Origin of the sequence: gamma proteobacterium SS-5, from assembly GCA_009497875.2 — a bacterium.
Lineage (GTDB): Bacteria > Pseudomonadota > Gammaproteobacteria > Chromatiales > Chromatiaceae > Magnetovirga > Magnetovirga frankeli.
On record CP032508.2, the window covers coordinates 3,028,360 to 3,053,361 of the forward strand.

Consider the following 25,002-nt stretch of genomic DNA (forward strand, 5'->3'; position numbering starts at 1 on the left):
ACTCAGAAAAAGGCGTTGGGGCCGCTGTCCCGACCGGAGCCGAAACCGCTGGCGGCATCGCGGATGCGCTTGATGATATCCCGCCGCGCCAGCGGCAGGCCGTAGTCACAGAACAGCTGCTGCAATTCGGGGCGAAAACCGCGCCCGCGCAGCGCCTTCAGCGGGGCCCAGCGGGGCTCCTTGACGGCGCGAAAGCCGCTCGCCTCGCGCGGGCTGCCATAGGCATAGGCCTTGTACTGGCCGGTATTGCAGTTGATGCCCTCGTAGTGCAGATTGACCGCGCCCAGGTGACTGCGCAGCATCAGCCAGTAGCGCACCACCCGATCCTCGCCTATGCTCAGGCTGTTGGGGTCGATCAGCACCTCAAAGTCATCCCCCAGGCCATCGATAGGCACCTCCAGCATGGCGCTGGCCTTGGGCAGTGGGGGGATCTCCGACTGTCCCTCCTGCCAGGGCTTGCGCAGGCCTTCGTCGTAGTCGAATTCCTCTTCTCGATTGTAGCGGTACTTGTCATAGGGGTCTTCAAACGCGGCCAGGGGCGTGGCCAGCGACACAAGCAGGGCCACCAACGGCGTAAGAAAAATAGGCGATGGGCGTCTCATCTGAACCTCAGGGAGCAAAAATCAATCCGCGCAGTGTACACAACAAGGCAGGCCAAGAGCATCCCGTTGACCCCTCATCGCCCCTGAGGTAGGGTGCGCCATCTTGTCTGGAGAAACCCCTTGGTCACCAAAAAAAGCAAACCCATCGACTTTGAAGCCTCGCTCAAGGAGCTGGAAACCCTGGTTGCCAGCATGGAACAGGGCGACATGAGCCTGGAGGACTCCCTCAAGGCCTTTGAGCGCGGCGTAGCCCTCACCCGCCAGTGTCGCGACACCCTGCAGCAGGCCGAGCAACGGGTCTCCATCCTCAGTCAGGAGAGCGACCAATTGGAGGTCTTCAACAGTGACGCCTGAGGCCTTTGCCGTCTATGCCCGGCGCTGTCGGCTGCGCGTCGAGGGCTGTCTGGACCGCCTGCTGCCGACTGCCGACCACCTGCCCGAGCGCCTGCACCGGGCCATGCGCTATGCCGCCCTGGCACCGGGCAAGCGTGTACGGCCGCTGCTGGTGTATGCCACCGGCGATGCCCTCGGCTGCGCCCATGAGCGCCTGGATGGGATTGCCGCTGCGGTGGAGATGATCCACGCCTTCTCCCTGGTACACGACGACCTGCCGGCCATGGACGACGATGCCCTGCGCCGCGGCCAGGCCACCTGTCACATGGCCTTCGACGAGGCCAGCGCCATCCTCGCCGGGGATGCCCTGCAGACCGAGGCCTTTCTGGTCCTGGCGCAACAGGATGGCGGCATCGACCCGCAACTGCGCCTGCAGATGATCGAACTGCTGGCCCAGGCGGCCGGCTCGCGCGGCATGGCCGGGGGCCAGGCGCTGGACATGGCGGCAGAGAATCAGGAGCTGGACCTGCCGCAACTGGAGATCATCCACATCCACAAGACCGGTGCCCTGATCCGGGCGGCGGTGAACATGGCCTGCCTGGCCAGTCGCTGCGACCCCGAACCCCAGCGGCGGCTGGACCATTACGCCAAGTGCGTCGGCCTGGCCTTTCAGATCCGCGATGACATCCTGGATGTCGAGGGCGAGACCCAGACCCTGGGCAAGACCCAGGGCAAGGACAGCCACAGCAACAAGGCCACCTACCCTGCCCTGCTCGGCCTGCAAGGGGCCCACGCCAAGGCCCAGGAGCTGATCGACGAGGCCCTGCACAGCCTCACCGAGCTGGACCAGCGCGCCGACCCCCTGCGCGCCCTGGCCAGCTACATCCTCAGGCGTATCAGTTAAGCAGCGGTCAGCGGCCAGCTAATAGCTGGCGGCTGATGGCTGATGACTTGTCAGGCAGCCGTCCAGCCGCGATAATTGCCGATTATCTTCATCATCGCCCACGCCAGAGAGCGCCCGCCTGATTTAGGCCGCCCTACCCGTCCCCGATCCTTAACCTGATCGAATCCGCGGTTTGGTCAGCCGCTTGCGGGTTTAGAATCCGCTATCTGGAAGAACACAGAGAATCCCATGACAACCAGCGCCGAAACCTCCTGCAACATCGACGACGTACAAAGCCACAAGGACACCCGCGAAATCGCCATCAACAAGGTAGGCATCAAGGACATCCGCCACCCCATCCGGGTGAAGGACCGCAGCCAGGGCGAGCAGCACACCATCGCCGTGTTCAACATGTACGTGTTCCTGCCGCACAACTTCAAGGGCACCCACATGTCGCGCTTTGTCGAGATCCTCAACCGTCGGGAGCGGGAGATCTCGGTGGAATCCTTCAAGGACATACTGCGCGAGATGGTCGAGCGCCTGGAGTCTGAATCCGGTCACATCGAGATGACCTTCCCCTACTTCGTCAACAAGAAGGCCCCCATCTCCGGGGTGCAAAGCCTGCTGGACTACCAGGTCACCCTGATTGGCGACTTCCACCAGGGCAAGCCGCGCATGTCGGTCAAGGTGGTGATCCCGGTCACCAGCCTCTGCCCTTGCTCCAAGTCCATCTCCGAGCGGGGTGCCCACAACCAACGCTCCCACGTCACCCTGACGGTACAGGCCAGGGACTTTGTCTGGATCGAGGAATTGATCGAACTGGTGGAGCAGGAGGCCTCCTGCGAACTCTACGGCCTGCTCAAGCGGCCGGATGAGAAATACGTCACCGAACGGGCCTACGATAACCCCAAGTTCGTCGAGGACATGGTGCGCGACGTGGCCGGCCGCCTCAACGCCGACGAGCGCATCCTCAAATACATGGTGGAATCAGAGAACTTCGAGTCCATCCACAACCACTCCGCCTACGCCCAGATCGAACGCGACAAAGGGGAGGGCTAAGGGCTTTATCTGAACCGGCTCAGCGCTTGCGCAGCAACATCAGATTACCCTGGTGACTGACCTCCAGGTTACCCAGAAAGCTCATGCCCAGCAGGGCCTGGGGTGGGCTTGTGCCCTCCAGCACCACGCCGTTGACATGGCGTAGCTCGATACCACCCACCGAAACCCTGTCCAATACCATGCCGTAGCTCTTCACCACGCCCGAGGCGGTCTGCGCCAGCATGGGCTTGCCGCGTTTCTTGAAATCCAGCCCCAGGCGGTCGGCCTCTACCGAGCTGATGGCCACCCCGGTAGCCCCGGTGTCCACCAGAAAGCTGGTGGCCTGGCCGTTGATCCGCCCTGCGGTGCGGAAATGCCCGCTGTTGTCGCGCACGATGCGATGCTCTGCCCGCGCCGCCTGGGCGTAGTTGGCGCTGATGCGCGCCTGCGGGCTGAGCACGAACTCCTTGCCGTCGAGGCTCAGGCGGGCCTCGCGGCTATTGGCGGAGATCAGACGCACCCCCTCGGGGCTGGCCTTGCCTTTTTTCAGCAGATGCCGTTTGCCGTCGATCTCCAGCATGGCCTTGTCGGTAAACAGCGCCAGCACGCGAATCTGCGGCTGCGCCAAAGTGGCCGATGCAAACCCGCCCAGCAACAATAAGAGAGCTACCCTATTCATAAGCCTACAAACCCCAGCAGCAACAGAACACACCAAGCATAGACCCCGGCCAGCACATCATCCAGCATGATCCCCAGCCCACCTGCTACCCGGCGATCCAACCAGCCGATGGGCCAGGGTTTAAGGATATCGAACAGGCGAAACAGGATAAAGCCCAACAGCAGGCTCTGCCAACCGATGGGCACGGCAATGAAGCTGATCCAGAGGCCGACGAACTCATCCCAGACGATGCCGCCGTGGTCATGCACCCCCAGGTCGCTGGAGGTACGCCCGCAGACCCAAACCCCCAGGGCAAGGCCCAGCGCCAGCGCCAGCAGATACAGGCCCAAGGGCAGCAGGCTCAACAGCAGCAGAAAGGGAATCGCCGCCAGGGTGCCGAAGGTGCCTGGTGCCTTGGGGGCCAGGCCGCTGCCAAAGCCAAAGGCAAGCAGATGCAGGGGGTTGCGCAGATCGGGCCGGGGCGCGGCGTTGGACTGAGCAGGATTGGCTTGATCCATTAGCCGATAAACTGCATATTAGGCCGATTGGCGCGGATCAAGTCATTAATCTTCATAGGGTTACAATCTCGAAAACGGCGGGCTACGGATCTTTAACTTTGTAACGCTCACTGATTACCCATGTATCTCAGCCATGATCTCGGCTTGGCTGGCCGTGCTGGGCCTGGGGTGGGAGGTCGGCTTTGCCGGGCGACCTTGACGGGGTAGCTGTGATCGCGTTGCACCTAGCCCTGGCACGTCGCGCAGCAAGCTGCCCTCCCACCAAGCTGCCACGGGCCGACCTACCCGATGGGCTGAGCTTTGTGGGTAATCAGGTAAGGCTTTGCGTTCCTTGCGTGTGACCGCTCACCCACTCTCATCTCCAAGGAGAGGGAATCAAATCCCCCACCCTTGCAAAGGGACCTACTCACCACCCCTTTACAAAGGGACCTACTCAACCCCCCCTTTACAAAGGGGGGCAGGGGGGATTTCTTTAGCACCTGCGCAACTACCAGCGCCAAAATCCCCCTCAATCCCCCTTTTGCAAAGGGGCGAGGGGCTTAGCGGCCTGAGTGGTTACCTTTACCCTATATTCCTCAGTTAAGCCACAGAGACTTCGCAGCTCAGGATGAGTCATGGAAATGGTCAAACCCCCTCTGGCTGGGCCGGTACAGGCTGCCATCGGCCAGTCGGCAATCGATCCCCTGCCCCGCCCGCATTCGGCCGATAATGCTCAGCGGCAGGCCCAGCTCGGCCGCCAGCCGGGGCAGCCGTTCGGCCTGGTCGGCGGCGAGGGTAAAGCAGAGCTCATAGTCATCACCACCGCTCAGGGGCAGGCACCAATCGCCGTCGGTCTTGAGTTGGGGGGCGCAGGGCAGATCCGCCAGCTGGATCTCGGCGGCTAGGCCGCTGGCGCTGCAGATGTGCCCCAGATCGGCCAGCAGGCCATCGGAGATATCGATGCAGGCGTGGGCCAGACCGAGCAGACGCTGGCCCAGCCGCAGACGCGGGCGGGGACGCTCCAGCCGTTGCCGCATCCCTGGTTCAGGCTCCAACCCCTGTTGCAACTGGCGCAGGGCCAGGGCCGCCTCCCCCAGACTACCGGAGACGCAGATCAGGTCCCCTGCCTGGGCACCGCTGCGACGCAGGCCCTGGCCCGCAGGCAACAGCCCCTGTACCTGAATGCCGATGCTCAGGGCTCCTCGGGTGGTATCCCCGCCCACCAGGGCAATCCCGGCCTGCTCGGCCAGTTGGCCAAGGCCCTGGGCAAAGCCCGCCAGCCAGGCATGATCAACCTCGGGCAAGGTCAGGGCCAGGCTGGCCCAGGCGGGCCTGGCCCCCATGGCCGCCAAGTCACTGAGATTTACCGCCAGGCATTTGTGCCCCAGGGCCTCGGGGTCCACATCGGCGAAGAAATGCTGCCCGGCCACCAGGGTATCGGTGCTCAGGGCCAGGTCCATCCCCGGTGGTGGTCGCAGCAGGGCGCAGTCATCCCCCACCCCCAGCAACACATCGCTGCGACTTGCCCCCAGGTGGGAGAAATAACGGGCGATGAGGTCGAATTCGGAATCGAACATTGGGGACTCGGTGTATGGGACGCAGAGAACGCCAAGAAGCGCAGAGACCGCAGAGTTTGGAAGGTAAACACCCGCAAGACTCAGCGTGCTCTGCGCTTCTCGGCGACCTCTGCGTCCTGTTTCAGTTTCAGCTAGCTCCCGCCGGCGATCTCAACCTCACGGTTGGCCTTGGCCAGCTTGTCCAGCACGCCGTTGACGAAGCGGTGGCCCTGGTCGGCACCGAACTCCTTGGCCACCTCTACCCATTCGTTGATCACCACCCGGTAGGGCACATCCAGGTGGTTGCCCAGTTCGTAGGCCCCGAGGCGGATGATGGCCTTTTCCACCGGGTCCAGGCCCTCCAGGCTGCGGCCAAGCAGGGGTTGCAGGCGCTCGTCCAGCACCTCGCGCTGCTCTACCACACCCTGCACCAGTTCGGTGAAAAAGCTGACGGTGAAGGTCTTGCGCTCCTCCCGCGCCAGAAACTGGGCGCAGACCTCGTGCGCCGCCTGATGGTTCAGCTGCCACTGGTAGATGGCCTGCATGGCCAGCACCCGGGCCTTGTGGCGCTTGGCGCTCAAGGCTATTGATCCAGCTGGCGCAACAGATTGACCATCTCGATCACGGCCATGGCCGCCTCGCCACCCTTGTTGCCGGCCTTGGTGCCGGCCCGCTCTATGGCCTGCTCGATGCTGTCCACCGTGAGCACGCCGAAGGCAATCGGCAGCTTGTGCTGCAGCATGACCTGGGCCAGGCCCTTGACGCACTCGCCGGCAACGTAGTCAAAATGCGGCGTGCCGCCACGGATCACCGCACCCAGGGCGACGATGGCGTCGTACTTGCCGGAGGCGGCCAGCCGCTCCAGCGCCAGGGGCATCTCGAAGGCACCAGGGACATAGACCTTGGTCAGGTCCTCACGCTTGGCACCGTGGCGCAGCAATGTGTCCACCGCGCCGGCCACCAGGCTATCGACGATGAAGCTGTTGAAGCGGGCAATCAGCAGGCAAACCTTGGCATCGCTGACCTGCAGGTCGCCTTCGATCACTTGAATATGACTCATGTTAGATTCCTCACAAATAAAATTCTTGCCACAGAGCCACAGAGAACACAGAGAATAAACCTTCAATTCAAGAAGATAGCGTCTTAGTGGTTTAGTGTCCCAGCAACGACCCTGGATTTCGCCAGGCTTCAACCGGGCTACAGAGTTACAGCTATTTCAACCTTCCTGATTACCCATAAACTTCAGCCAATCCTGTAGGTCGGGCTTTAGCCCGACCTACGTGGGAGGCCGGCTTTGCCGGGCGACCTTGGCGGGGCAGCCTTGATCGCGTTGCGTGTAGCGCTGGCAGGTCGCGCAGCAAAGCTGCCCTCCCACCGCGCCTCCACGGACCGACCCAGCCGATTGGCTGAGCTTTGTAGGTAATCAGGTCAACCTTTGCCTCCTTTGCGTCCTTTGTGATCCAATTTTTACTCTGCGCTCTCTGCGTCCTGACTTATTCAACCCTCGGGCTCGACGTAGTCCACCACTTCCATATCAAAGCCCGACAGGCCGTGCAGGCTTTTCGGCGCGCTGATCACGCGCATTCGGCGCACGCCCAGGTCCGCCAGGATCTGCGCGCCGACGCCGTAGGTGCGCAGCACCTTGCCTTCTTCCTGCAGCCGCTGCGGCGGCTGGCTTTCGGTGTCGTGCAAGTGGTAGTCACTGATGCGCTGGACGATCTCGCGGGCCGAGTCGTGGTTGCGCAGCACCACGATCACCCCCTCGCCGACGCGACCTACCTGGGCCATGGCCTTCTCCAACGGCCAGGCGCAGTCGGCGCGCTCGGTGGCGAACAGGTCGCAGATGCTGTTTTGCATGTGCACCCGCACCAGCACCGGCTTGTCCGGGGTCGGCTGGCCCATCACCAGGGCCAGGTGCAGTTCGTTGTCGATGATGTCCTGATAGGCCACCAGGTGGAACTCGCCATGGCGGGTGGGCAGCTGGCATTGGTTGAGGCGCTCGATGGTCTGCTCGTTCTGCACCCGGTACTGGATCAGATCGGCGATGGTGCCGATCTTCAGGCCGTGCTTCCGGGCAAATACCTCCAGGTCCGGCCGCCGCGCCATGGTGCCGTCTTCGTTGAGGATTTCGACGATCACCGCCGCCGGCGTGGCACCTGCCAAGCGGGCCAGATCACAACCGGCCTCGGTGTGGCCGGCGCGCACCAGCACGCCACCGGGCTGGGCCATGAGGGGGAAGATATGCCCCGGCTGGACCAGGTCTTCCGGGCGGGCATCGGCCTTGACCGCCGCCATCACCGTGGTGGCGCGATCGGCGGCGGAGATCCCGGTGGTGACGCCCTCGGCGGCCTCGATGGAGACGGTAAAGTTAGTTGAGGCCAGGGCATCGTCGCTCTCCACCATCAGCGGCAGGCGTAGCTGGCGGCAGTGCTCCTTCTCCAGGGTCAGGCAGATCAGGCCGCGACCGTGGGTGGCCATGAAGTTGATCGCCGCCGGGGTGCAGAAGTCCGCGGCCATGAGCAGGTCGCCCTCGTTCTCGCGGTCCTCGTCGTCCATGATGACGACCATGCGGCCCTGGCGCAGCTCTTCAATGATTTCTTCGATGGAGTTCAGTGACATCGGCGGTGTTTATTTAAGAAAAAGGGCGCAGAGTATAGCAGCTTTTGCCCCGCCTTGGCCTGGCTGTCAGTGGGGCTGACCCTATCGGCCAGACGCCATCCGGCGCTGGTGCCATGGAATGCGGATTTTGCCGGTCGGGGCTCGGGGCTGGGCTGCACGGCGTCTCTACCGCTATGCCAATCAGGAAGAATGCATTTGGTGGTATTGATCATCTATCCTGACAGAGGGGGGCCAAATTCTCCCCCCTTTACAAAGGGGAGCCTAATTCTCCCCCCTTTGCATAGGGGGGCCGGGGGGTTTCTTCAATCTCCCTTTTGCAAAGGGAGAGGCCAACCCTGTACGCCAGAACCCCCTTGGTTACGGGCAAATAAACCCCGCCCGCGCCAGCAGGGCCTCGGTCAGGGCCGATGGCGGCTCGGCGGCCGCGGCGGCATCCCCCAGCACCAGACGCTCCAGGTAGCGGGCGATCAGATCCACCTCCAGATTCACCTCGCTGCCCGGGGCGTAACCGGCCATGATGGTCTCCTGCAGGGTGTGCGGCACTATGTTCAGATGAAAACGTGCGCCCTCGACGCCGTTCACCGTCAGGCTGGTGCCGTCCACCGTGATCGAACCCTTGTGGGCGATGTAGCGCGCCAGGGCCGCCGGGGCCTCGATGGTGAAGCGCTCGGAGCGGGCATCGTCGCGCCGCTCGATCACCCGCCCTACCCCATCCACATGGCCGCTGACCAGATGGCCGCCGAGACGGGTATTCAGGGTCAGCGCCTTCTCCAGGTTGACCCGACTTTGCGGTTTGAGCTGCTGCAGGGTGGTCAGGGACAGGGTCTCGCGGGAGACATCGGCAAAAAAACCATCCGGGCGCAACTGTACAGCGGTAAGACAAACGCCATTGACGGCGATGCTATCGCCCAGTTGCACATCGCTCAGGTCCAGCTTGCCGGTCTTGACCCAAAGCCGGGCATCGCCGCTGCGCCACTCGATGCCGCCGATCTCGCCAACGGCTTGGATGATTCCTGTAAACATGGGGACTCCAGTGACTGAACAATGTGTCTAAATTCAAGGACGCAGAGCACGCAAAGCAGCGCAGAGGACACAGAGTCGAGAATTTTGATCCTCTGGCAACTACCCAAGCCATTCACTTTATCGCTCCTCAGGGAGATGGCTAGGAAGAGGGGCAAGTAGTTGCTCCTCTTACAACTGCTTAACTCTGCGGCCTCCGCGCTTCTTGGCGTTCTCTGCGTCCTTCTTTACCTAAAAGTCGCAAGGACGCAGAGCTCGCAAAGCAGCGCAGAGTACGCAGAGTCGAGGATTTTGATCCTCTGGCAACTACCCAAGCCATTCACTTTATCGCCCCTCGGAGAGAGGGCTGGGAAGAGGGGCAAGCAGTTGCTCCTCTTACAACTGTTTAACTCTGCGATCTCCGCGCTTCTTGGCGTTCTCTGCGTCCTTCTTTACCATAAAAGTCGCGAAGCGCGTAAACCGGTGAACTTTGGCCGATATAGGCATAAATCGCATCCAAATGGCCCAGGGCAGCTTCGGTCCAAAGCACCCTCATTCGGCTAAGCCATATTTTTTCCTGACCTCGGCGACCTCCAGGGTTCTGCCGGCCCTGCTGTCCTCCAGTCCCCGTTCTATGGCCTCGCGCACATAGAGTTGCTGCATCAAATCGTCCCAGGTCGCATCCATGGGCAGCTGATCGATCAATCTATGCGCATCTTCTTTCTGCACAATCAGGGACATTGACGCCTCCTCATAGTTACACTCACCTGATTACCCACAAAGCCCAGCCAATCGGGCAGGAGAGTCCGTGTCAGCACGGTGGGAGGGCAGCTTGCTGCGCGATTTGCCAGGGCTACTTGCCATACAATCAACACTACCCTGCCAAGGTCGCCCGGCAAAGCCGGCCTCCCACCCTAGGACGCGCACAGCCAGCTAAGCCGAGGTCATGGCTGAGATACATGGGTAATCAGGAAAACCTTACTAACTCTGCGGCCTCCGCGCTCCTTGGCGTTCTCTGCGTCCTTATTTCTGATTCGATTCAGACAGGCACGCATGGTATTACAAAGCGCAAATCCCTGCCCACCCGGCGTATATCGGCATATTCGAGCGGGATACACTGCGCCATGCGCTCAAGGCCGGGCAGATGCAGCAGCCCGCGGGCGGCATCACCCATGAGCTTGGGCGCCATGTAGAGGATTAGCTCATCCACCAGTCCCGCTTGAAGTAGCGCACCGCTGAGGGTAGCGCCAGCCTCGACCCAGATCTCATTGATGCCGCGCTGTGCCAGCAGACGCAGTGATTGTTCCAGGTCCAGCCCCTGAGCGCTGGTTGCTACCTGCCGCACCACGGCTCCCGCTCTGCGCAGTGCCTCCGCCTGAGCCTGGGCTTGCGATGTGCTGGCATCAGCGTAGAGGATCAGGGTCTCACCCGGCAGGCCGAGCAGGCGGGCGCTGGTTGGGGTGCGCAGATGGCTGTCCAGCAGCACGCGCAGGGGTTGGCGTACAGGATAATCCGGCCCCAGCTGGTGCAGTTGTTCGTTACTGAGGCGGACATTCAGCGAAGGATCATCCGCCAGCAGCGTGCCGCTGCCGGTCAGGATTGCCGAGCTACGCGCTCGCCAGCGCTGCACATCCTGGCGCGCCTCGGGGCCGGTGATCCACTGGCTCTCGCCGCTGGCCATGGCGGTGCGTCCGTCCAGACTCATGGCCAGCTTGCAGCGCACCCAGGGCAGACCCTGCTGCATGCGCTTGTTGAAGCCGGGATTGAGCGCCCTGGCTTGACCCTCCAGCAGACCTGACTCGACCTGAATGCCGGCCTGACGCAGGCGTTCCAGACCCTGGCCCGCCACCAACGGATTGGGGTCCTGCATGGCGGCTACCACCCGCGCCACCCCAGCCTCGATCAGGCCATCGGCGCAGGGCGGGGTACGGCCGAAGTGGCTGCACGGCTCCAGGCTGACATAGGCGGTGGCACCCCGCGCCCACTCACCCGCTTGCGCCAGAGCCAGACGCTCGGCATGGGGCTCGCCGGCGCGGCGGTGAAAGCCCTCACCCACCACCTGACCGTCGCGCACCAGCACACAGCCCACCCGCGGGTTGGGGTCGGTAGTGTAAAGCCCCAGCTCCGCTAGGCGGATGGCTCGGGCCATGTGGCGGTGGTCGTCAGGGGTGAAGGGGGGCTGAGGCATGACTAGGATTGTTGTGCCAGGGCATACAGAGAAATCAAAGGACTCTGCCCCGCAATCGTTGAACCTCGCTGAGAATTTCATCCATGCTTAAGGCATTGGGCAGGGTGCCCTCTGCCTCGGCCTGTTGCCTAAGTGCTTCCAATTGCGCCCAGAGTGGCGTGCGTGCTGGCATGGATGCCATATGCGGGATGATGGGCACAGGATTAGGCGGATCGATCACCAAAGCGATGCGGTGCCTACCAGGAACTACATTACCCGGCAGGTGTAACACCAAATGACGGTCTGGCTTGATCTCGCATTCGAAAGTCAAGGTCTGCATTGGCATTCTCGGATAGTCTGACCCGGTGAGCTACTCAGGCCATTAAGCCCCTCTCTACTTTAGATGAGAGTGAGTATAAGCCCGTAAACCGTAAAAAACTCCGCGCGCTCTGCGCTTCTTAGCGTTCTCTGCGTCCTGGCTGTTTAGAGATCGGCCCATCACAACGCCTCATCATCCAACAGCTGCATTTGCCGCTGGTAGCCTTCGGGGGGCAGCTGTTGTTCCAGCACCTCGATGGTTTCGAGGAAGGCGCCGACATCATTGAATTTGCGATACACCGAGGCGAAGCGCACGTAGGCCACTTGATCGAGCTTTTTCAGCTCGTCCATCACCAGGTCGCCCAGCAGGCGGCTGGGCACCTCGCGCTGGGCGGTGGCCATCAGGCGACGGCGGATGCGCATCACCGCGCGGTCGATCTCTTCCGCCCCCACCGGCCGCTTTTGCAGGGCGCGGGCCAGGCCGGCGAGCAGCTTGCCGACCTGGAATTCCTCGCGGTTGCCGTTGCTCTTAATGATGGCAGGCATCACCAGTTCGGCGGTCTCGAAGGTGGTGAAGCGCTCGCCGCAGCTGACGCACTCGCGGCGGCGGCGCACCTGCTCACCCTCGCTGCCCAGGCGCGAGTCCACCACCTTGGTGTCGGCGGCGTTGCAGTAGGGGCAGTGCATGGGCCTAGCCGGCGTACACCGGCAGGCGCTGGCAGATGGCCAGCACCTTGGCCTTGACCGCCTCGATCACGGCGGCATCGCCCCGGCTGTCAATGAGGTCGCACATCCAGTCGGCCAGCTCGCGGCTGTCGGCCTCGCTGAAGCCACGGGTGGTGATGGCCGGGGTGCCGACGCGGATGCCGGAGGTGACGAAGGGCGATTGCGGGTCATTGGGCACGGCGTTCTTGTTCACCGTGATATTGGCCGCGCCCAGCCAGGCATCCACCTCTTTGCCGGTGAGGCCGACGTGGATGAAGCTGACCAGAAACAGGTGATCGTCGGTGCCCTTGGACACCACGTCATAACCCCGGCCCATGAACACCTCGGCCATGGCGCGGGCGTTGGTCAGCACCTGCTGCTGATAGGTCTTGAACTCGGGCTCCATCGCCTCCTTGAAGGCCACCGCCTTGGCGGCGATGACGTGCATCAGCGGGCCGCCCTGGGCACCGGGGAAGACCAGGGAGTTGAGGCGCTTTTCCAGATCCGGGTTGCTCTTGGCCAGGATCAGGCCACCGCGCGGGCCGCGCAGGGTCTTGTGGGTGGTGGTGGTGGTGACATCGGCGATCTGCACCGGGTTGGGGTAGAGACCGGCGGCCACCAGACCAGCGACATGGGCCATATCGACGAACAGATAGGCACCGACGCCATCGGCAATGGCACGGAAGCGCTGCCAGTCCACCACCCGCGAATAGGCGGAGAAGCCGGCAATGATCATCTTTGGCTGGTGCTCGCGGGCCAGGGCCTCCACCTCGGCGTAGTCGATCTCGCCGGTGGCCGGGTCCAGACCGTACTGGATGGCGTTGTAGATCTTGCCGGAGAAGTTGGGCTTGGCCCCGTGGGTCAGGTGGCCGCCGTGGGCCAGGCTCATGCCCAGGATGGTGTCGCCCGGCTCGCACAGGGCCATGAACACGGCAACATTGGCCTGGGAGCCGGAGTGGGGCTGGACGTTGGCATAGTCGGCACCAAACAGCTGCTTGGCGCGGTCGATGGCCAGCTGCTCGGCCACATCCACATACTCACAGCCGCCGTAGTAACGCTTGCCGGGATAGCCCTCGGCGTACTTGTTGGTCAGCACCGAACCCTGGGCCTGGAGCACGCGCGGGCTGGTGTAGTTCTCCGAGGCAATCAGCTCGATATGCTCTTCCTGGCGGCGCTCCTCGGCCTGGATGGCGTTCCAGAGTTCATCGTCATAACCGGCGAGTTGCATCGACTTGTTGTACATGGCGGCTCCAGTGTGGGTGAAGGGTCTGGGTGAAGAAAGCGGGCCATTTTGCCAGATTCTGGCGGATTGTGCTGGAGAAGCGAGTGACACATCTAAAGCGCAATTAGTCCCGGAGCACAGGGCAGGAAACCCAAGGTACTGAAGCCGGGTGCGCAAAAGAAGCCGCACCCCTGCAAGGGCATGGACTGATCAAAACTTCGCCCGAATCTTGATGGCGCAATAGAGGCCGGTTTCGTTCATCACGTCCTGTAATTCCCGCAGCAGCGGCTTGGTGGCCAGGGTGTCGCGCACGAAGATTTCGTCGCCAAAGCGCACCTCGGCCAGCTCCTGGCCCTCCACCACATCGGCCAGGCCGACATCGAACAGGGGCCGGGTGACCTTGCGCATGCGGCCCACCATGTTGCTGTAGATCTCCACGATACTGGGGTCGAAAAACAGCCCGCTCTTGCGCCGCAGGAAGTCCTTGGCCTCGGGCACCAGGTGTTTTTTGCTGTCGAACATGCCCTCCAGGTAGAGATCGAAGTCACGGCAAACGGCCAGGATGCGCGCCCCCAACGGGATATCCTCGCCCGCCAGGCGACGGGGAAAGCCGCTGCCGTCGTAGCGTTCGAACTGGTTGGCGATGATCTCGCTGGCGTTGACCAGGGGGCGGATGTTGCGAAAGATCTGGCGGGTACGGATTACCGCGATCATCAGCTCATCCCGCTCCAGCTTACTCAGGCCCATCAGGGGCTTTTCTAGGATTTTGGATGGCAGGGTGATGGCTCCGACGCGGGAGAGCAGGGCGGCGAAGACGATGTCGTTGCGCTCCCGCTCCGGCAGCCTCAGCTTGGCGGCGACCCGGCGGGCGGTATCGGCCACCCGTTTGGAATGACCGGCCATGGCCGGGTCGCGGTTTTCCAGCATGATGGAGAAGCTGCGCACGGTCTCGATCAGGGATTGGCGCAGGCCGTTGTTGGCCTCGTGCAGTTCCTGGGTGCGCTTGGCTACCTGGCGATTGAGGTGCTCCCGCGCCTCCTTGAGCTTGAGCTGGGTCTTGATGCGGGCGCGCACTATGGCCGGACGTATGGGCTTGGTGATGTAGTCCGCCGCGCCTATCTGCAGGCCGCGCTGCTCGTCCAGCTCGCCGTCCAGGGCGGTGACGAAGATCACCGGCAGATCGCTGTAGCCTTTGTCGCGGATCTTGCGCAGGGTGGCATGGCCGTCCATTCCCGGCATCATGATATCCAGCAGCACCACATCGGGCTTGGGCGGTGTTTCCAGCAGGTTCAGGGCATCTTGACCGCTGCGCGCGGCGCGTACCCGGTATTCTCCCTGCAGCACCAGACTGAGCACGCGCAGGTTGGCCGGTTCGTCATCCACGATGAGCAGGGTCGGTTTGTCGTCATCATCTAGGCTGTTGTCTGTTTCCATCACTCATTACCCAAGGTTCATGAATAAAGTTGCATGGCGCATGGCATCAGCGCCAGCGCCGGATTCTGCGGGCTTGCTTCCGGCCAGATCAGGCAAGGCGTGCGGTTCGCAGATTAGGTCCAAGGCCATGGAGGGTCAACCTTGAGGCACGGCTTAAGGCCCTGCTTGCGGCTTTTCGATCATGCGCTGGACCAGTTGGCGGGCCTTGGCGTAGTCGAAGTTGTCTATCGCCTGGCCCAGCTCGGGGGCCAGCTGGGGGTGGGCCTGCAGCAGCAGGGGCTCGGCCTCCAGGTAGGCATCGTTCACCCGGGTGTCGTCGCTACGCAGTAGCCTGGCCAGCGCCTGCAGGGCCTGCCGCCAGGCCGATGCGTCGGCTGGGTTGCTGGCAGCGTGGGCGGCCTCCACCCCATCCAGGATGGGTTGCAGGTCCGCGCAGAGTGACTGCAGCTGCTGTCTGAAGTCGCTGAGCAGGGCATCCACGTCCTTCTGCCCCTGCTTGAGGGCGCGCTCCAGGGCCTGGGCCGCCTGTTGCAGGGGTTCCATGCCCAGATTGCCCGCCACTCCTTTGATCGAGTGGGCACGCCGCCGCGCCGGTTCGGTCTCGCCCTGGGCCAGATGCCCGGCAATGCGCTCGGCATCCGCGCCATGATCACGGACAAACTGGCCGAGCAGGCGCAGATAGGCGCGCAGATCCTGGGACAGGTTCTCCAGCCCCTGCTCGGCTTGCAGCCCGCTCAGGCCGCGCAACTGCGCCAGTGCCTGTTCGCTGCCCGGCGGCAGCGCCGGGCGAGGTTGCTCATCGGCCAGCCGATCCTGCCGCGCCGATTCCGGCAGCCAGCGGCGCAGGGCGCGGTAGAGGTCAGCCAGGTCGATGGGCTTGGCGACAAAGTCGTTCATGCCCACCGCCAGGCACTGGCGGCGGTCGTCCTCGAACACATTGGCGGTCATGGCGAGCACCGGCAGATCGGCGTATTGCCCTTGGGCGCGAATCGCTTGGGTGGCCTCCAGGCCGTTCATGACCGGCATCTGCAGGTCCATCAGCACCAGATCAAAGGGCGGCTGTTGCGCCAGGCAGTCAAGGGCCTGCTGGCCGTTTTCCGCCGTGGTCAGGCTAAGGCCCAGGTTTTGCAACAGACCAGAGGCCACCTCGCGGTTGATCTCGTTGTCCTCCACCAGCAGTACCCGGGCTTGAAAGCGGGGCGCTGCGAGGTGGTTCGCGCTGCTCTCGGTCCGGGCTCGGGCCTGGGGTTGTCCGGGGGGAAGATGCAGTCGAAACCAGAAGCGACTGCCTTGGCCGGGACGGCTCCCCGCCCCGGTCTCGCCGCCCATCAGGCGGACCAGGCGCTGGGTGATGGCCAGCCCCAGGCCGCTGCCCTCGTAGCGTTTGTTCATGCTGTTGTCGGCCTGCTCAAAGGCCATGAAGATGGTCTTCAGGCTGTTGGCGTCTATGCCGATGCCGCTGTCCTCCACCTCGAACAGCAGCAGATGCCCCGCCGCCCCCTGGCCTTCGCTGCCGATGCGGATACGCACCTGGCCCTGCTCGGTGAACTTGATGGCGTTGCTGATGTAGTTGAGCAGGGCCTGGCGCAGGCGGGTGGCATCGCCATGTACAAAACGCGGCGCCTGGGCATAGTCCAGCTCCAGGCGCAGGCCCTTTTCCTGGGCCAGGGGCCGCACCAGGGCGGCAATGGATTGCATCAGGCCGTGCAGGGAGAAGTCGGCCAGCTGCAGCTTGAGCTTGCCCGCCTCCATCTTGGATACGTCGAGGATGTCGTTGATGATGTTCAGCAGGTGATGGGCGGCGCCGCTGATCTTGTTCAGCTGACGCAGCTGATCGGGGCGCAGGCCGGAGTCCGCCAACAGATGGCAGAAGCCGACCACGGCATTCATCGGCGTGCGGATTTCATGGCTCATGTTGGCCAGGAACAGGTCCTTGGCGCGGCTGGCGGCGTGGGCCTGCTCCACGGCTTCCTGCAGCTGCAAGGTGCGCTCCGAGACCAGGCCCTCCAGCTGGTTGCGGTGGCGCTCCAGCTCCTCGCCCATGCGCTTGCGTTCGGTGATGTCGTCCTTGATGGCGACGTAATGGCTGATTGCGCCCCGTTCATCACGCAGGGGCACTATGCTGGCCAGTTCAATGAACTCCTCGCCGTTCTTGCGCCGGTTGATAAACTCGCCCTTCCAGCTGCGCCCCTGGCCCAGCCGTTGCCACATCTGCTGATAGGTGGCGCTGGGGGTCTTGCCCGAGCGCAGGATACGCGGGGTCTGGCCGATGGCCTGCTGACTGGAGTAGCCGCTGATCTGCTCAAAGGCGCGGTTGACGTATTCGATGCGGGTGTTCAGGTCGGTGATGACCACCGCCTGGGTGCTCTGCTCCACCGCCAGGGCCAGCTTTTGCAGCTGGGCCTGGGTGCGCCTGCGCTCGCCGATGTCCTGCAGGCACAGGGTCAGGCCCTGCTCCGGTCGCTCGGGGTCGATGTAGTTGGCGCTCAGTTCGATGTCGATGACCTGGCCGTCCTTGCGCCGCAGGCGTCCCTCGACCCGGTGGCTGGCCGGGCCGCTGAGGCTTTGCTCCAGGGGGCTGAGCAGGTCTTGTATCTGATTCTGGCTGGATTGCAGCAGACAGATGGGGCGGCCACGCAACTCCGCGCCGCTGTAGCCGCTGATCTGCTCGAAGGTCTCGTTGACCTCGGTGAATAGCTGGCCGACGCAACTGGCTATGCCGATGGGGGCGGCGCGCAGTACGCTGCGTAGATTGGCCTCGCTGTCACGCAGCTGGCGCTCGATGCGGCGCCGATTGATCGTGCGCCAGAGGGCGTTGGAGAACAGCTGCAGGGTTTCTACGTCAAAGGCATCGTAGTCCGCCGCCTTGTTACCCACCCCGGTGAGCATAACCACCCTGTCGCAGTAGATTACCGGCAGGGAGATGAGCCGCTGCAGGGGGCTGTGGCCGGTCGGCAGCCCCTGCTTGTTCGGGTGGGCGGGATAGTCGTTGAATACCACCGGACGGCGCTGGCGCAGGGCATCGGCCCAGATGCCGGCCGCGCTTACCGGGTAATGGGTGTCAAACACGGCGTTGCAGTATTGCTCCAGGGTGCGCCTGGACCAGGTGACCAGCTCGATGCTCTGTTCATTGTCATTGATGAAGTGCAGAAAGGAGATCTGGCTGCCGGTGATCTCTTCCATGATGGCCAGCCCGCGCTGCAGGAAGGCGGTGTCGTCGAGCTGCTCCTCGCCCTGATGCAGGCTCAGCAACAGCCGGTCACGCTTGGCCTGCAGCCGCCATTCCAGCTCGCGGTCAGCGTCCAGGGCCATGGGGCCTCCGAGAGTAAGCGGATGTCATAGGCAAATCGGCCACCGAATTGCGTGGAAAAATACTTGAGATTAAGGAATCAGCGGTAACAAGACCCTGATGGTCACTACTCGCCCACTCTCATCTCTAAGGAGAGAGAGAATCAAATTCTCCCCTTTACAAAGGGGGAAGACAATCAAATCCCCCCTTTACAAAGGGGGGCAGGGGGGATTTCTTCAGCACCCGCGCAACTGCCCACGCCAAAATCCCCCTCAATCCCCCTTTGGCAAAGGGGGAGCCAGTTCTCTACCCATTAAACCCCCTTCAATTACAGCAAAAAAGTATCCTAGGGCTGAAGTGGTTTCCGCTGCTGTTCCGCCTACGGCATCCCTGGAGCCCTCTCCTCAAAGGGACGAGGGGCTTAACGGCCTGAGCCGTTACATTTAAGCCTTAAAATAACCCTTGTACCAGTCCACAAAGCGGGCTATGCCCTGCTCTACCGGGGTGGATGGCTTGTAGTCAAAATCTGCCACCAGGTCGGCCACATCGGCGTAGGTGTCCGGCACGTCGCCTGGCTGCAGGGGCAACAGCTCCAACTCGGCGCGGCGGCCCAGGGCCTTTTCCAGGGCGGCGATATAGTCCATCAGCTCCACCGGCTGGTTGTTGCCGATGTTATACACCCGCCAGGGGGCTTGGCTGCTGGCCGGGTCGGGTGCTGCGCCGTTCCACTCGGGATTGGGCGGGGCTGGCCGGTCCAGCACGCGGATCACCCCCTCGACTATGTCATCAATATAGGTGAAATCACGCCGGTGTCGGCCCTGGTTGAATACCGGTATGGGCTCACCGGCAAGCATGGCCTGGGTGAACTTGAACAGGGCCATATCCGGTCGGCCCCAGGGGCCATAGACGGTAAAAAAGCGCAGACCGGTACAGGGCAGCCCGTACAGATGGCTGTAGCTATGAGCCATCAACTCATTGGCCTTCTTGCTGGCGGCGTAGAAGCTCAGGGGGTGATCCACATTGTCATGCACCGAGAAGGGCATGCGGCTGTTGCCGCCATAGACGCTGGAGCTGCTGGCAAACACCAGGTGCTCCACCCCCTGATGGCGACAGCCCTCCAGGATATGGGCAAAGCCGACCAGGTTGCTATCCACATAGGCCAGCGGGTTTTCAATGGAATAGCGTACCCCGGCCTGGGCGGCGAGATTCACCACCCGCTGTGGCCGATGCCGCTGAAACAAGCCCTCGACACAGGCGCGATCGGCGATATCACCCTGCACGAAGACAAAGTTGGCCTGCCCCTGGCAGCGGGCCAGGCGGGCCCGCTTGAGGCCCACATCGTAATAAGCATTGAGATTGTCTATACCCAGCACCTGGTCACCACGCTGCAACAGCCGCAGGGCCAGGGCCGAACCGATAAATCCGGCCACGCCGGTGATCAGTACCTTCATGGGATGCTCCGGTTAAATCGCCTACAAACGCCCATCGCTGGCCTCGGCTGGCAGCAGGTATTTGACATCGAACAGGATAGCCCCTGGGCGGCCCAGGGCGCGGATACCGGCCTCGCCCAGGCTGTGGAATTGATCATGGGCCACGGCGATGATCATGGCGTCGTACGAGCCTGGCTGGGGTTGATCCACCAGGCGCAGGCCGTATTCCGCCTCGGCCTCGGTGGCGTTGACCCAGGGGTCATGCACCTCCACCTGGGCACCGTAATCGCCCAGTTCGTTGATGATATCCACCACCCGGGTGTTGCGCAGGTCCGGGCAGTTTTCCTTGAAGGCCAGCCCCAGCACCAGTATCCGCGCCTCGGCCACCGGCCGCTGGCGTTTGATCAGCAGCTTGATCACCCGGCTGGCGACGTGCTGGCCCATGCCGTCGTTGATGCGCCGTCCGGCCAGGATCATGGCCGGGTGGTAGCCGATCATCTGCGCCTTGTGGGTCAGGTAGTAGGGATCGACGCCGATGCAGTGCCCGCCCACCAGGCCCGGTCGAAACGGCAGGAAGTTCCACTTGGTCCCCGCCGCCTGCAGCACCGCCTCGGTGTCTATCTCCAGCTTATGAAAGATCAGCGCCAGCTCGTTGATCAGGGCGATATTCACATCGCGCTGGGTGTTTTCGATCACCTTGGCCGCCTCGGCCACGCGCATGCTCGGCGCCCGATGGGTACCCGCCTCGATCACCCGCCGATAGAGGGCATCCACCACCTCGGCCACCTCGGGGGTGGAGCCTGAGGTGACCTTTCTGATGTTGCTCAGGCGATGGGTCTTGTCGCCCGGGTTGACCCGCTCCGGGCTGTAGCCGCAAAAGAAGTCCCGATTGAACACCAGCCCCGAGCCCTGCTCCAGCAGGGGCACACAGAACTCCTCGGTGCAGCCGGGATAGACGGTGGATTCATAGATCACCAGATCATTGGGGCGCAGATAGCTGGCCACCAGGCGGCTGGCCAACTCCAGCGGACTCAAATCCGGCCGCCGCGCCGCGTCGATCGGGGTGGGTACGCTGATGATATAGATGTTGCACTCGGCCAGGTCCTCGCCCCTGTGGCTGAAGCGCAGCAGTCGCGCCTGACCCAGCTCCGCCGCCGCCACCTCCAGGGTGGAATCGCGCCCGGCCTGCAGCTCGGCCACCCGCTCGGCCTTGATGTCAAAGCCCAGGGTGGGAAACTGCTGGCCAAAGGCCGCGGCCAGCGGTAGGCCGACATAGCCCAGGCCAATCACGCCGATGCGGGGGTTGTTCAGGTCAATCATGGGGTTTTCCCCTAAGCGGTACGGCCGGAACCCAAAAAGGATGCAGAGGACGCAAACCAGCGCAAAGTTACAAGGGTTTTCTTGCGCGGCAACTACAACTCAAGAACGCTGCCCTTGAAGTCGTTATCTGGCTCTGTAGCTTGATACGCGCCTGGGGTCAATGGTACTGGTCGTCGTACAGGCTTTCCACCAGATCGTCGAAGCGGGTGAACTGGCCCTGGAAGGCCATGCGCACCGTGCCAGTGGGGCCATTGCGCTGCTTGCCGACGATGATCTCGGCCACGCCCTTGTCCTGGCTTTCCGGGTTGTAGTACTCATCACGGTAAAGGAACACCACCAGGTCGGCGTCCTGTTCGATGGCACCGGATTCACGCAGATCGGACATGATGGGCCGCTTGTTGGTGCGTTGTTCCAGGCTGCGGTTGAGCTGGGACAGGGCGATGACAGGCACTTCCAGCTCCTTGGCCAGGCCCTTGAGGGCGCGGGAGATGGCGGAGATCTCGTTGGTGCGGTTCTCCGCCGCGCTGGGCAGTTGCATCAGTTGCAGGTAGTCGATGATCACCAGCCCCAGATCGCCCTGCTCGCGCTTCAGGCGACGGGCGCGGGCACTCATCTCGGTGGGGGTCAGGCCATTGGTATCGTCGATGAACATGGTGGCCTCGGACAACAGATTGATGGCCGAGGTGAGCCGAGGCCATTCGTCGTCCTGCAGCTGGCCGGTGCGCACCTTGTTCTGGTCGATGTGGCCGAGGGAGGACATCATGCGCATGGCTAGGGATTCGCCAGGCATCTCCATGCTGAACACGGCCACCGGCCGCTTGATCTTGATGGCGACGTTCTCGGCGATATTCATGGCGAAGGCGGTCTTGCCCATGGAGGGGCGGCCGGCGATGACCACCATGTCGCCCGGTTGCAGGCCTGAGGTCTGCCGGTCGAAATCGACAAAGCCAGTGCTCACGCCGGTGATCGGGTCGTCCTGCTCGAACAGGGTCTCGATGCGGTCCACCGCCTTGCTGAGCAGGCCGGACAGGGGCTGAAACCCGCCCCGGCCACGGGAACGCTGCTCGGCGATATCGAACACCTTACTCTCGGCATCGTTGAGCAGTTCGGTGGCGTCCCGCCCTTCCGGGTTGAAGCCGCTGTCGGCGATCTCGGTGCCGACCCGGATCAGGGAGCGCTTGAGGGCCTGTTCACGGACGATCTCGGCATAGGCACGGATGTTCGCCGCGCTGGGGGTGTCCTTGGCCAGGCTGCCCAGATAGACCATGCCGCCGCTTTCCTCGGCATGGTTGAGCCGCTCCAGCTCACTGTACACAGTGACCAGGTCACGGGGCTGCATCTTTTCGGCCAGGTATTCGATGGCCCGGAAGATGAGGCGGTGTTCGTGCAGATAGAAATCCTTCTGCACTATGATGTCGGCGATCTGATCGTAGGCGTTGTCGTCCAGCATCAGGCCGCCAAGCACCGCCTGCTCGGCCTGGATGGAGTGCGGTGGTATGCGTAGGTTATCTACCGCGAGGGAGCCCTCGTCGGGATAGGGAAAAGCGGCATCGCTGGCGGGAAAATCAGGCATCGACAGGTGCCTCGGTCAGGTGCAGGAGGCCAGGGATCTTAACCCGACAGCAGCCGACCCCTGATCCGATCCGGGGCGCAAACGACATTGCTTGTCGCTTGCCGCAAGGACCGCCGTGGCGGCCACCCCAATCACTGCTCAGAAACGATTTCCAACTGGATACTGGCATCTACGTCGGTATGCAGATGCAGCACGATCTCGTAGCTGCCGATGTTGTGGAAGGGGCCTTCCGGCAGGCGTACCTCCTTCTTGCTCACCTCCACACCGGCCTGCTGGCTACAGGCATCGGCGATATCGCTGGTGCCGATGGAGCCGAACAGCTTGCCCTCGTCACCGGCCTTGGCGCTGATGGTGTAGCTGGCCACGGCCTCCAGCTTGGCCTTGCGCGCCTCGGCGGCCTGCAGCAGCTCGGCGGCCTCTTTTTCCAGTTCGGCGCGGCGTGCCTCAAAGGCCTTCAGGTTCTCTTCGGTGGCGGATACCGCAGCGCCTGTGGGCAGGAGGAAGTTACGGCCATAACCGGCCTTTACCGCCACCTTTTCCCCCAGATCGCCCAGGTTCTCAACTTTTTTCAACAGAATAACTTCCATCACTTAACCCCTAACTATGTTCAACAGGAAAACTTCACTGGGTAACTGCCTAGACCGCTCATGCCTCGCCCCTTGGGGGAAAGTGAGTCAGTAGTTACCATCAAACTACAAATCTGCATCATCCCCGCTTCGCTCATTGGCCCTGGCCTCGGCGGCACGGCGGAAGTCGCGCCATATATCCACATAGCCGGTTGCCGCCAGGCTCAGGCCCATGTAGGGCATGGCCAGAAACAGCAGCACATAGACGCCGATCAGCCAGGGCTTGCCGGCCGGGCTGCGCCCGAGCAGGGCATGTAACACCGCCAGGCCCTGTAAGAAAAACAGGATCAGCAGCAACAGCGTAAGCACCCTGAGCCAGGACCACTGCGCCCCTCCGGCCAACAGGCCCAGCAGCAGGAGCACGGCGGCCAGCAGAGCCAGGGCGCGGGAGAAACGCAGACGCCGAAACTCCCCGGCAAAACCACCCGGATTGTACAGCCTGGCCTGCCACCCACGGGCCAGAAACAGGCCCAGACACAGCTGCAGAAACAACCCTCCGGCGACCAGGGCCACCAGCCAGCGGGCCAGCCAATCCATCAACTCGACGGCCTGATCCGGCGTCATCACCCCGGCCTGGGTCAGGGACTGGCGCATGGGCTCCAGCAACTGTTGCATGCCCCCTGCCGAGCCATCCACAAACAACCACTCCATCAGCCAGGGCAACAGGCCGATAAGCAGGCCCCACTGCAGGGTCCAGCCCAGGGCACCGCTGTAGCGCAGCAGCAGGGCCAGGCCCCAAAGCGGTGCCCAGAACAGCAGGGAGGCAATCGCCAGGCCGGGATCGTTGAGCAACAACCAGGTGGCCAGGCCGGTGGCCAAGCTGGCCCCTAGGCCGACCTCAAGACCACTGCGGCCGCCCTGGCGCAGGGTCACCAGCCCGACGATGGCAGAGCCCAGAATCGACAGGGGCGGCAGGATCAGGGCGAGCACGAAGAACAGCATCGCCAGCTGTATCGCCTGCATACGCCCGCGCATGGCGTAGGACGCTATCATTCCGGCCTCAGCAGAACGGCACCGGGGCAGCCGGCACCGGTTGCAACATCAATGCTGGTCGGTATAGGGCAGCAGGGCCAGATAACGGGCATGCTTGATGGCGCTGGCCAACTGGCGTTGATACTTGGCACTGGTGCCGGTGATGCGGCTGGGGACTATCTTGCCGCTCTCACTGACGAAGGCCTTGAGCAGGTTGAGATCCTTGTAGTCGATCTCGGTGATGCCCTCGGCGGTGAAACGGCAATACTTTTTGCGGCGAAACTGGCGTGACATGATTCTCTAACTCCGAAACGGGTACTCAAACGCAGTGCGACAGGATGTGGCTATTCTTCCTCGGACTCTTCATCGTCCGAGCGGCCAGCGTTAGCCTCATCATCACGGGAAGCGGGGCGCGCGCCCTCGCGTTCCTCGCCCTTGGCCAGCAGCGAAGTGGTGGTGACAGGGCCCTTGCGGCTGAGCACCAGGTTGCGGATGACTGCATCGTTGAAGCGGAAGGCGCTGTCCAACTCGGCCAGGGCCTCGTTGTCGCACTCGACGTTCATCAGAACATAGTGCGCCTTGTGCACCTTATTGATGGGATAGGCCAGCTGGCGACGACCCCAGTCCTCCAGACGATGGATCTTGCCACCCCTGCCTTCGATGCTGGAGCGGTAACGCTCCACCATGGCGGGAACCTGCTCGCTCTGATCCGGATGGACCATGAACACGATTTCATAATGACGCATTGTGACACCTTATGG

The 25,002-nt window shown here is 62.8% G+C and carries 25 protein-coding genes; 3 read left to right on the top strand and 22 right to left on the bottom strand.

The window, feature by feature from the left end; translation table 11 throughout:
- Positions 1-2 precede the first annotated feature (2 nt).
- Positions 3-602: a hypothetical protein gene (locus D5125_02065; GenBank protein ID QFY88361.1), complete on the bottom strand. Its 600-nt coding sequence runs from the start codon at positions 600-602 to the stop codon at positions 3-5.
- 120 nt (positions 603-722) lie between these two features.
- On the opposite strand from D5125_02065, the gene D5125_02070 reads away from it, so the two are divergent.
- From D5125_02070 to D5125_02080, 3 genes are all read left to right on the top strand, one after another.
- Entirely contained in the window at positions 723-956 is a 234-nt protein-coding gene (locus D5125_02070; protein QFY88362.1) for an exodeoxyribonuclease VII small subunit, read from the top strand.
- A complete protein-coding gene (locus D5125_02075; GenBank protein ID QFY88363.1) occupies positions 946-1,839 on the top strand; it encodes a polyprenyl synthetase family protein in 894 nt (297 codons plus the stop codon). The genes D5125_02070 and D5125_02075 overlap by 11 nt, the downstream gene beginning before the upstream one ends.
- 228 nt (positions 1,840-2,067) lie before the next feature.
- Positions 2,068-2,877, top strand: a complete 810-nt coding sequence (locus D5125_02080; protein QFY88364.1) for a GTP cyclohydrolase I FolE2 — start codon at positions 2,068-2,070, stop codon at positions 2,875-2,877.
- Between the two features lie 19 nt (positions 2,878-2,896).
- Here D5125_02080 and D5125_02085 read toward each other — a convergent pair whose 3' ends face one another.
- The 21 genes from D5125_02085 to rpsF all read right to left on the bottom strand — a co-directional run bounded on the left by D5125_02085 (position 2,897) and on the right by rpsF (position 24,987).
- Positions 2,897-3,535 (bottom strand): TIGR02281 family clan AA aspartic protease, encoded by a 639-nt coding sequence (locus D5125_02085; protein QFY88365.1) that lies wholly within the window; start codon positions 3,533-3,535, stop codon positions 2,897-2,899.
- Positions 3,532-4,032, bottom strand: coding sequence for a phosphatidylglycerophosphatase A (locus D5125_02090; GenBank protein ID QFY88366.1), 501 nt, complete (start codon positions 4,030-4,032; stop codon positions 3,532-3,534). The genes D5125_02085 and D5125_02090 overlap by 4 nt, the downstream gene beginning before the upstream one ends.
- A 602-nt stretch (positions 4,033-4,634) precedes the next feature.
- A complete protein-coding gene (gene thiL / locus D5125_02095; protein ID QFY88367.1) occupies positions 4,635-5,588 on the bottom strand; it encodes a thiamine-phosphate kinase in 954 nt (317 codons plus the stop codon).
- A 131-nt stretch (positions 5,589-5,719) separates the two neighbouring features.
- Positions 5,720-6,148 (bottom strand): transcription antitermination factor NusB, encoded by a 429-nt coding sequence (nusB, locus tag D5125_02100; GenBank protein ID QFY88368.1) that lies wholly within the window; start codon positions 6,146-6,148, stop codon positions 5,720-5,722.
- A 2-nt stretch (positions 6,149-6,150) separates the two neighbouring features.
- The gene (gene ribE, locus D5125_02105; GenBank protein QFY88369.1) at positions 6,151-6,627 is read right to left on the bottom strand and encodes a 6,7-dimethyl-8-ribityllumazine synthase; all 477 of its coding nucleotides are present in this window, start codon (positions 6,625-6,627) and stop codon (positions 6,151-6,153) included.
- Between the two features lie 437 nt (positions 6,628-7,064).
- Entirely contained in the window at positions 7,065-8,186 is a 1,122-nt protein-coding gene (gene ribB, locus D5125_02110) for a 3,4-dihydroxy-2-butanone-4-phosphate synthase (protein QFY88370.1), read from the bottom strand.
- A 357-nt stretch (positions 8,187-8,543) separates the two neighbouring features.
- On the bottom strand, positions 8,544-9,209 hold the full coding sequence (locus D5125_02115; GenBank protein ID QFY88371.1) for a riboflavin synthase: 666 nt from the start codon (positions 9,207-9,209) through the stop codon (positions 8,544-8,546).
- A 528-nt stretch (positions 9,210-9,737) separates the two neighbouring features.
- The gene (locus D5125_02120) at positions 9,738-9,926 is read right to left on the bottom strand and encodes a hypothetical protein (protein QFY88372.1); all 189 of its coding nucleotides are present in this window, start codon (positions 9,924-9,926) and stop codon (positions 9,738-9,740) included.
- A 298-nt stretch (positions 9,927-10,224) separates the two neighbouring features.
- On the bottom strand, positions 10,225-11,334 hold the full coding sequence (gene ribD, locus D5125_02125; GenBank protein ID QFY88373.1) for a bifunctional diaminohydroxyphosphoribosylaminopyrimidine deaminase/5-amino-6-(5-phosphoribosylamino)uracil reductase RibD: 1,110 nt from the start codon (positions 11,332-11,334) through the stop codon (positions 10,225-10,227).
- Positions 11,335-11,407: 73 nt separating this feature from the next.
- Positions 11,408-11,692, bottom strand: a complete 285-nt coding sequence (locus D5125_02130; protein ID QFY91033.1) for a hypothetical protein — start codon at positions 11,690-11,692, stop codon at positions 11,408-11,410.
- A 158-nt stretch (positions 11,693-11,850) separates the two neighbouring features.
- On the bottom strand, positions 11,851-12,357 hold the full coding sequence (nrdR, locus tag D5125_02135; GenBank protein ID QFY88374.1) for a transcriptional regulator NrdR: 507 nt from the start codon (positions 12,355-12,357) through the stop codon (positions 11,851-11,853).
- Positions 12,358-12,361: 4 nt separating this feature from the next.
- Complete coding sequence (locus D5125_02140; protein ID QFY88375.1) at positions 12,362-13,618, bottom strand: serine hydroxymethyltransferase; 1,257 nt, start codon at positions 13,616-13,618, stop codon at positions 12,362-12,364.
- A 189-nt stretch (positions 13,619-13,807) separates the two neighbouring features.
- Positions 13,808-15,031 (bottom strand): response regulator, encoded by a 1,224-nt coding sequence (locus D5125_02145; protein QFY88376.1) that lies wholly within the window; start codon positions 15,029-15,031, stop codon positions 13,808-13,810.
- 153 nt (positions 15,032-15,184) lie between these two features.
- Positions 15,185-18,343: a PAS domain S-box protein gene (locus D5125_02150; protein ID QFY88377.1), complete on the bottom strand. Its 3,159-nt coding sequence runs from the start codon at positions 18,341-18,343 to the stop codon at positions 15,185-15,187.
- 420 nt (positions 18,344-18,763) lie between these two features.
- Positions 18,764-19,771 carry an NAD-dependent epimerase gene (locus D5125_02155; protein QFY88378.1) on the bottom strand — a complete coding sequence of 336 codons (1,008 nt, stop codon included), beginning with the start codon at positions 19,769-19,771 and terminating at the stop codon, positions 18,764-18,766.
- A gap of 21 nt (positions 19,772-19,792) precedes the next feature.
- Positions 19,793-21,070, bottom strand: coding sequence for a nucleotide sugar dehydrogenase (locus D5125_02160; protein ID QFY88379.1), 1,278 nt, complete (start codon positions 21,068-21,070; stop codon positions 19,793-19,795).
- A 157-nt stretch (positions 21,071-21,227) separates the two neighbouring features.
- Positions 21,228-22,643 (bottom strand): replicative DNA helicase, encoded by a 1,416-nt coding sequence (gene dnaB, locus D5125_02165; protein QFY88380.1) that lies wholly within the window; start codon positions 22,641-22,643, stop codon positions 21,228-21,230.
- A 131-nt stretch (positions 22,644-22,774) separates the two neighbouring features.
- Positions 22,775-23,230 (bottom strand): 50S ribosomal protein L9, encoded by a 456-nt coding sequence (rplI, locus tag D5125_02170; GenBank protein ID QFY88381.1) that lies wholly within the window; start codon positions 23,228-23,230, stop codon positions 22,775-22,777.
- 105 nt (positions 23,231-23,335) lie between these two features.
- Positions 23,336-24,262, bottom strand: a complete 927-nt coding sequence (locus D5125_02175; GenBank protein QFY88382.1) for a DUF2232 domain-containing protein — start codon at positions 24,260-24,262, stop codon at positions 23,336-23,338.
- Positions 24,263-24,310: 48 nt separating this feature from the next.
- On the bottom strand, positions 24,311-24,535 hold the full coding sequence (gene rpsR, locus D5125_02180; protein QFY88383.1) for a 30S ribosomal protein S18: 225 nt from the start codon (positions 24,533-24,535) through the stop codon (positions 24,311-24,313).
- Positions 24,536-24,585: 50 nt separating this feature from the next.
- Positions 24,586-24,987 carry a 30S ribosomal protein S6 gene (rpsF, locus tag D5125_02185; protein QFY88384.1) on the bottom strand — a complete coding sequence of 134 codons (402 nt, stop codon included), beginning with the start codon at positions 24,985-24,987 and terminating at the stop codon, positions 24,586-24,588.
- Positions 24,988-25,002 lie beyond the last annotated feature (15 nt).

Excerpts from the sequence above, each read along its gene's own strand:
- D5125_02065 (QFY88361.1), bottom strand. The coding sequence starts at position 602 with ATGAGACGCCCATCGCCTATTTTTCTTACGCCGTTGGTGGCCCTGCTT.
- D5125_02080 (QFY88364.1), top strand. The coding sequence starts at position 2,068 with ATGACAACCAGCGCCGAAACCTCCTGCAACATCGACGACGTACAAAGC.
- D5125_02085 (QFY88365.1), bottom strand. The coding sequence starts at position 3,535 with ATGAATAGGGTAGCTCTCTTATTGTTGCTGGGCGGGTTTGCATCGGCC.
- D5125_02090 (QFY88366.1), bottom strand. The coding sequence starts at position 4,032 with ATGGATCAAGCCAATCCTGCTCAGTCCAACGCCGCGCCCCGGCCCGAT.
- thiL (QFY88367.1), bottom strand. The coding sequence starts at position 5,588 with ATGTTCGATTCCGAATTCGACCTCATCGCCCGTTATTTCTCCCACCTG.
- ribE (QFY88369.1), bottom strand. The coding sequence starts at position 6,627 with ATGAGTCATATTCAAGTGATCGAAGGCGACCTGCAGGTCAGCGATGCC.
- ribB (QFY88370.1), bottom strand. The coding sequence starts at position 8,186 with ATGTCACTGAACTCCATCGAAGAAATCATTGAAGAGCTGCGCCAGGGC.
- D5125_02115 (QFY88371.1), bottom strand. The coding sequence starts at position 9,209 with ATGTTTACAGGAATCATCCAAGCCGTTGGCGAGATCGGCGGCATCGAG.
- D5125_02120 (QFY88372.1), bottom strand. The coding sequence starts at position 9,926 with ATGTCCCTGATTGTGCAGAAAGAAGATGCGCATAGATTGATCGATCAG.
- ribD (QFY88373.1), bottom strand. The coding sequence starts at position 11,334 with ATGGCCCGAGCCATCCGCCTAGCGGAGCTGGGGCTTTACACTACCGAC.
- D5125_02130 (QFY91033.1), bottom strand. The coding sequence starts at position 11,692 with ATGCAGACCTTGACTTTCGAATGCGAGATCAAGCCAGACCGTCATTTG.
- nrdR (QFY88374.1), bottom strand. The coding sequence starts at position 12,357 with ATGCACTGCCCCTACTGCAACGCCGCCGACACCAAGGTGGTGGACTCG.
- D5125_02140 (QFY88375.1), bottom strand. The coding sequence starts at position 13,618 with ATGTACAACAAGTCGATGCAACTCGCCGGTTATGACGATGAACTCTGG.
- D5125_02145 (QFY88376.1), bottom strand. The coding sequence starts at position 15,031 with ATGGAAACAGACAACAGCCTAGATGATGACGACAAACCGACCCTGCTC.
- D5125_02150 (QFY88377.1), bottom strand. The coding sequence starts at position 18,343 with ATGGCCCTGGACGCTGACCGCGAGCTGGAATGGCGGCTGCAGGCCAAG.
- D5125_02155 (QFY88378.1), bottom strand. The coding sequence starts at position 19,771 with ATGAAGGTACTGATCACCGGCGTGGCCGGATTTATCGGTTCGGCCCTG.
- D5125_02160 (QFY88379.1), bottom strand. The coding sequence starts at position 21,070 with ATGATTGACCTGAACAACCCCCGCATCGGCGTGATTGGCCTGGGCTAT.
- dnaB (QFY88380.1), bottom strand. The coding sequence starts at position 22,643 with ATGCCTGATTTTCCCGCCAGCGATGCCGCTTTTCCCTATCCCGACGAG.
- rplI (QFY88381.1), bottom strand. The coding sequence starts at position 23,230 with ATGGAAGTTATTCTGTTGAAAAAAGTTGAGAACCTGGGCGATCTGGGG.
- D5125_02175 (QFY88382.1), bottom strand. The coding sequence starts at position 24,262 with ATGATAGCGTCCTACGCCATGCGCGGGCGTATGCAGGCGATACAGCTG.
- rpsR (QFY88383.1), bottom strand. The coding sequence starts at position 24,535 with ATGTCACGCCAGTTTCGCCGCAAAAAGTATTGCCGTTTCACCGCCGAG.
- rpsF (QFY88384.1), bottom strand. The coding sequence starts at position 24,987 with ATGCGTCATTATGAAATCGTGTTCATGGTCCATCCGGATCAGAGCGAG.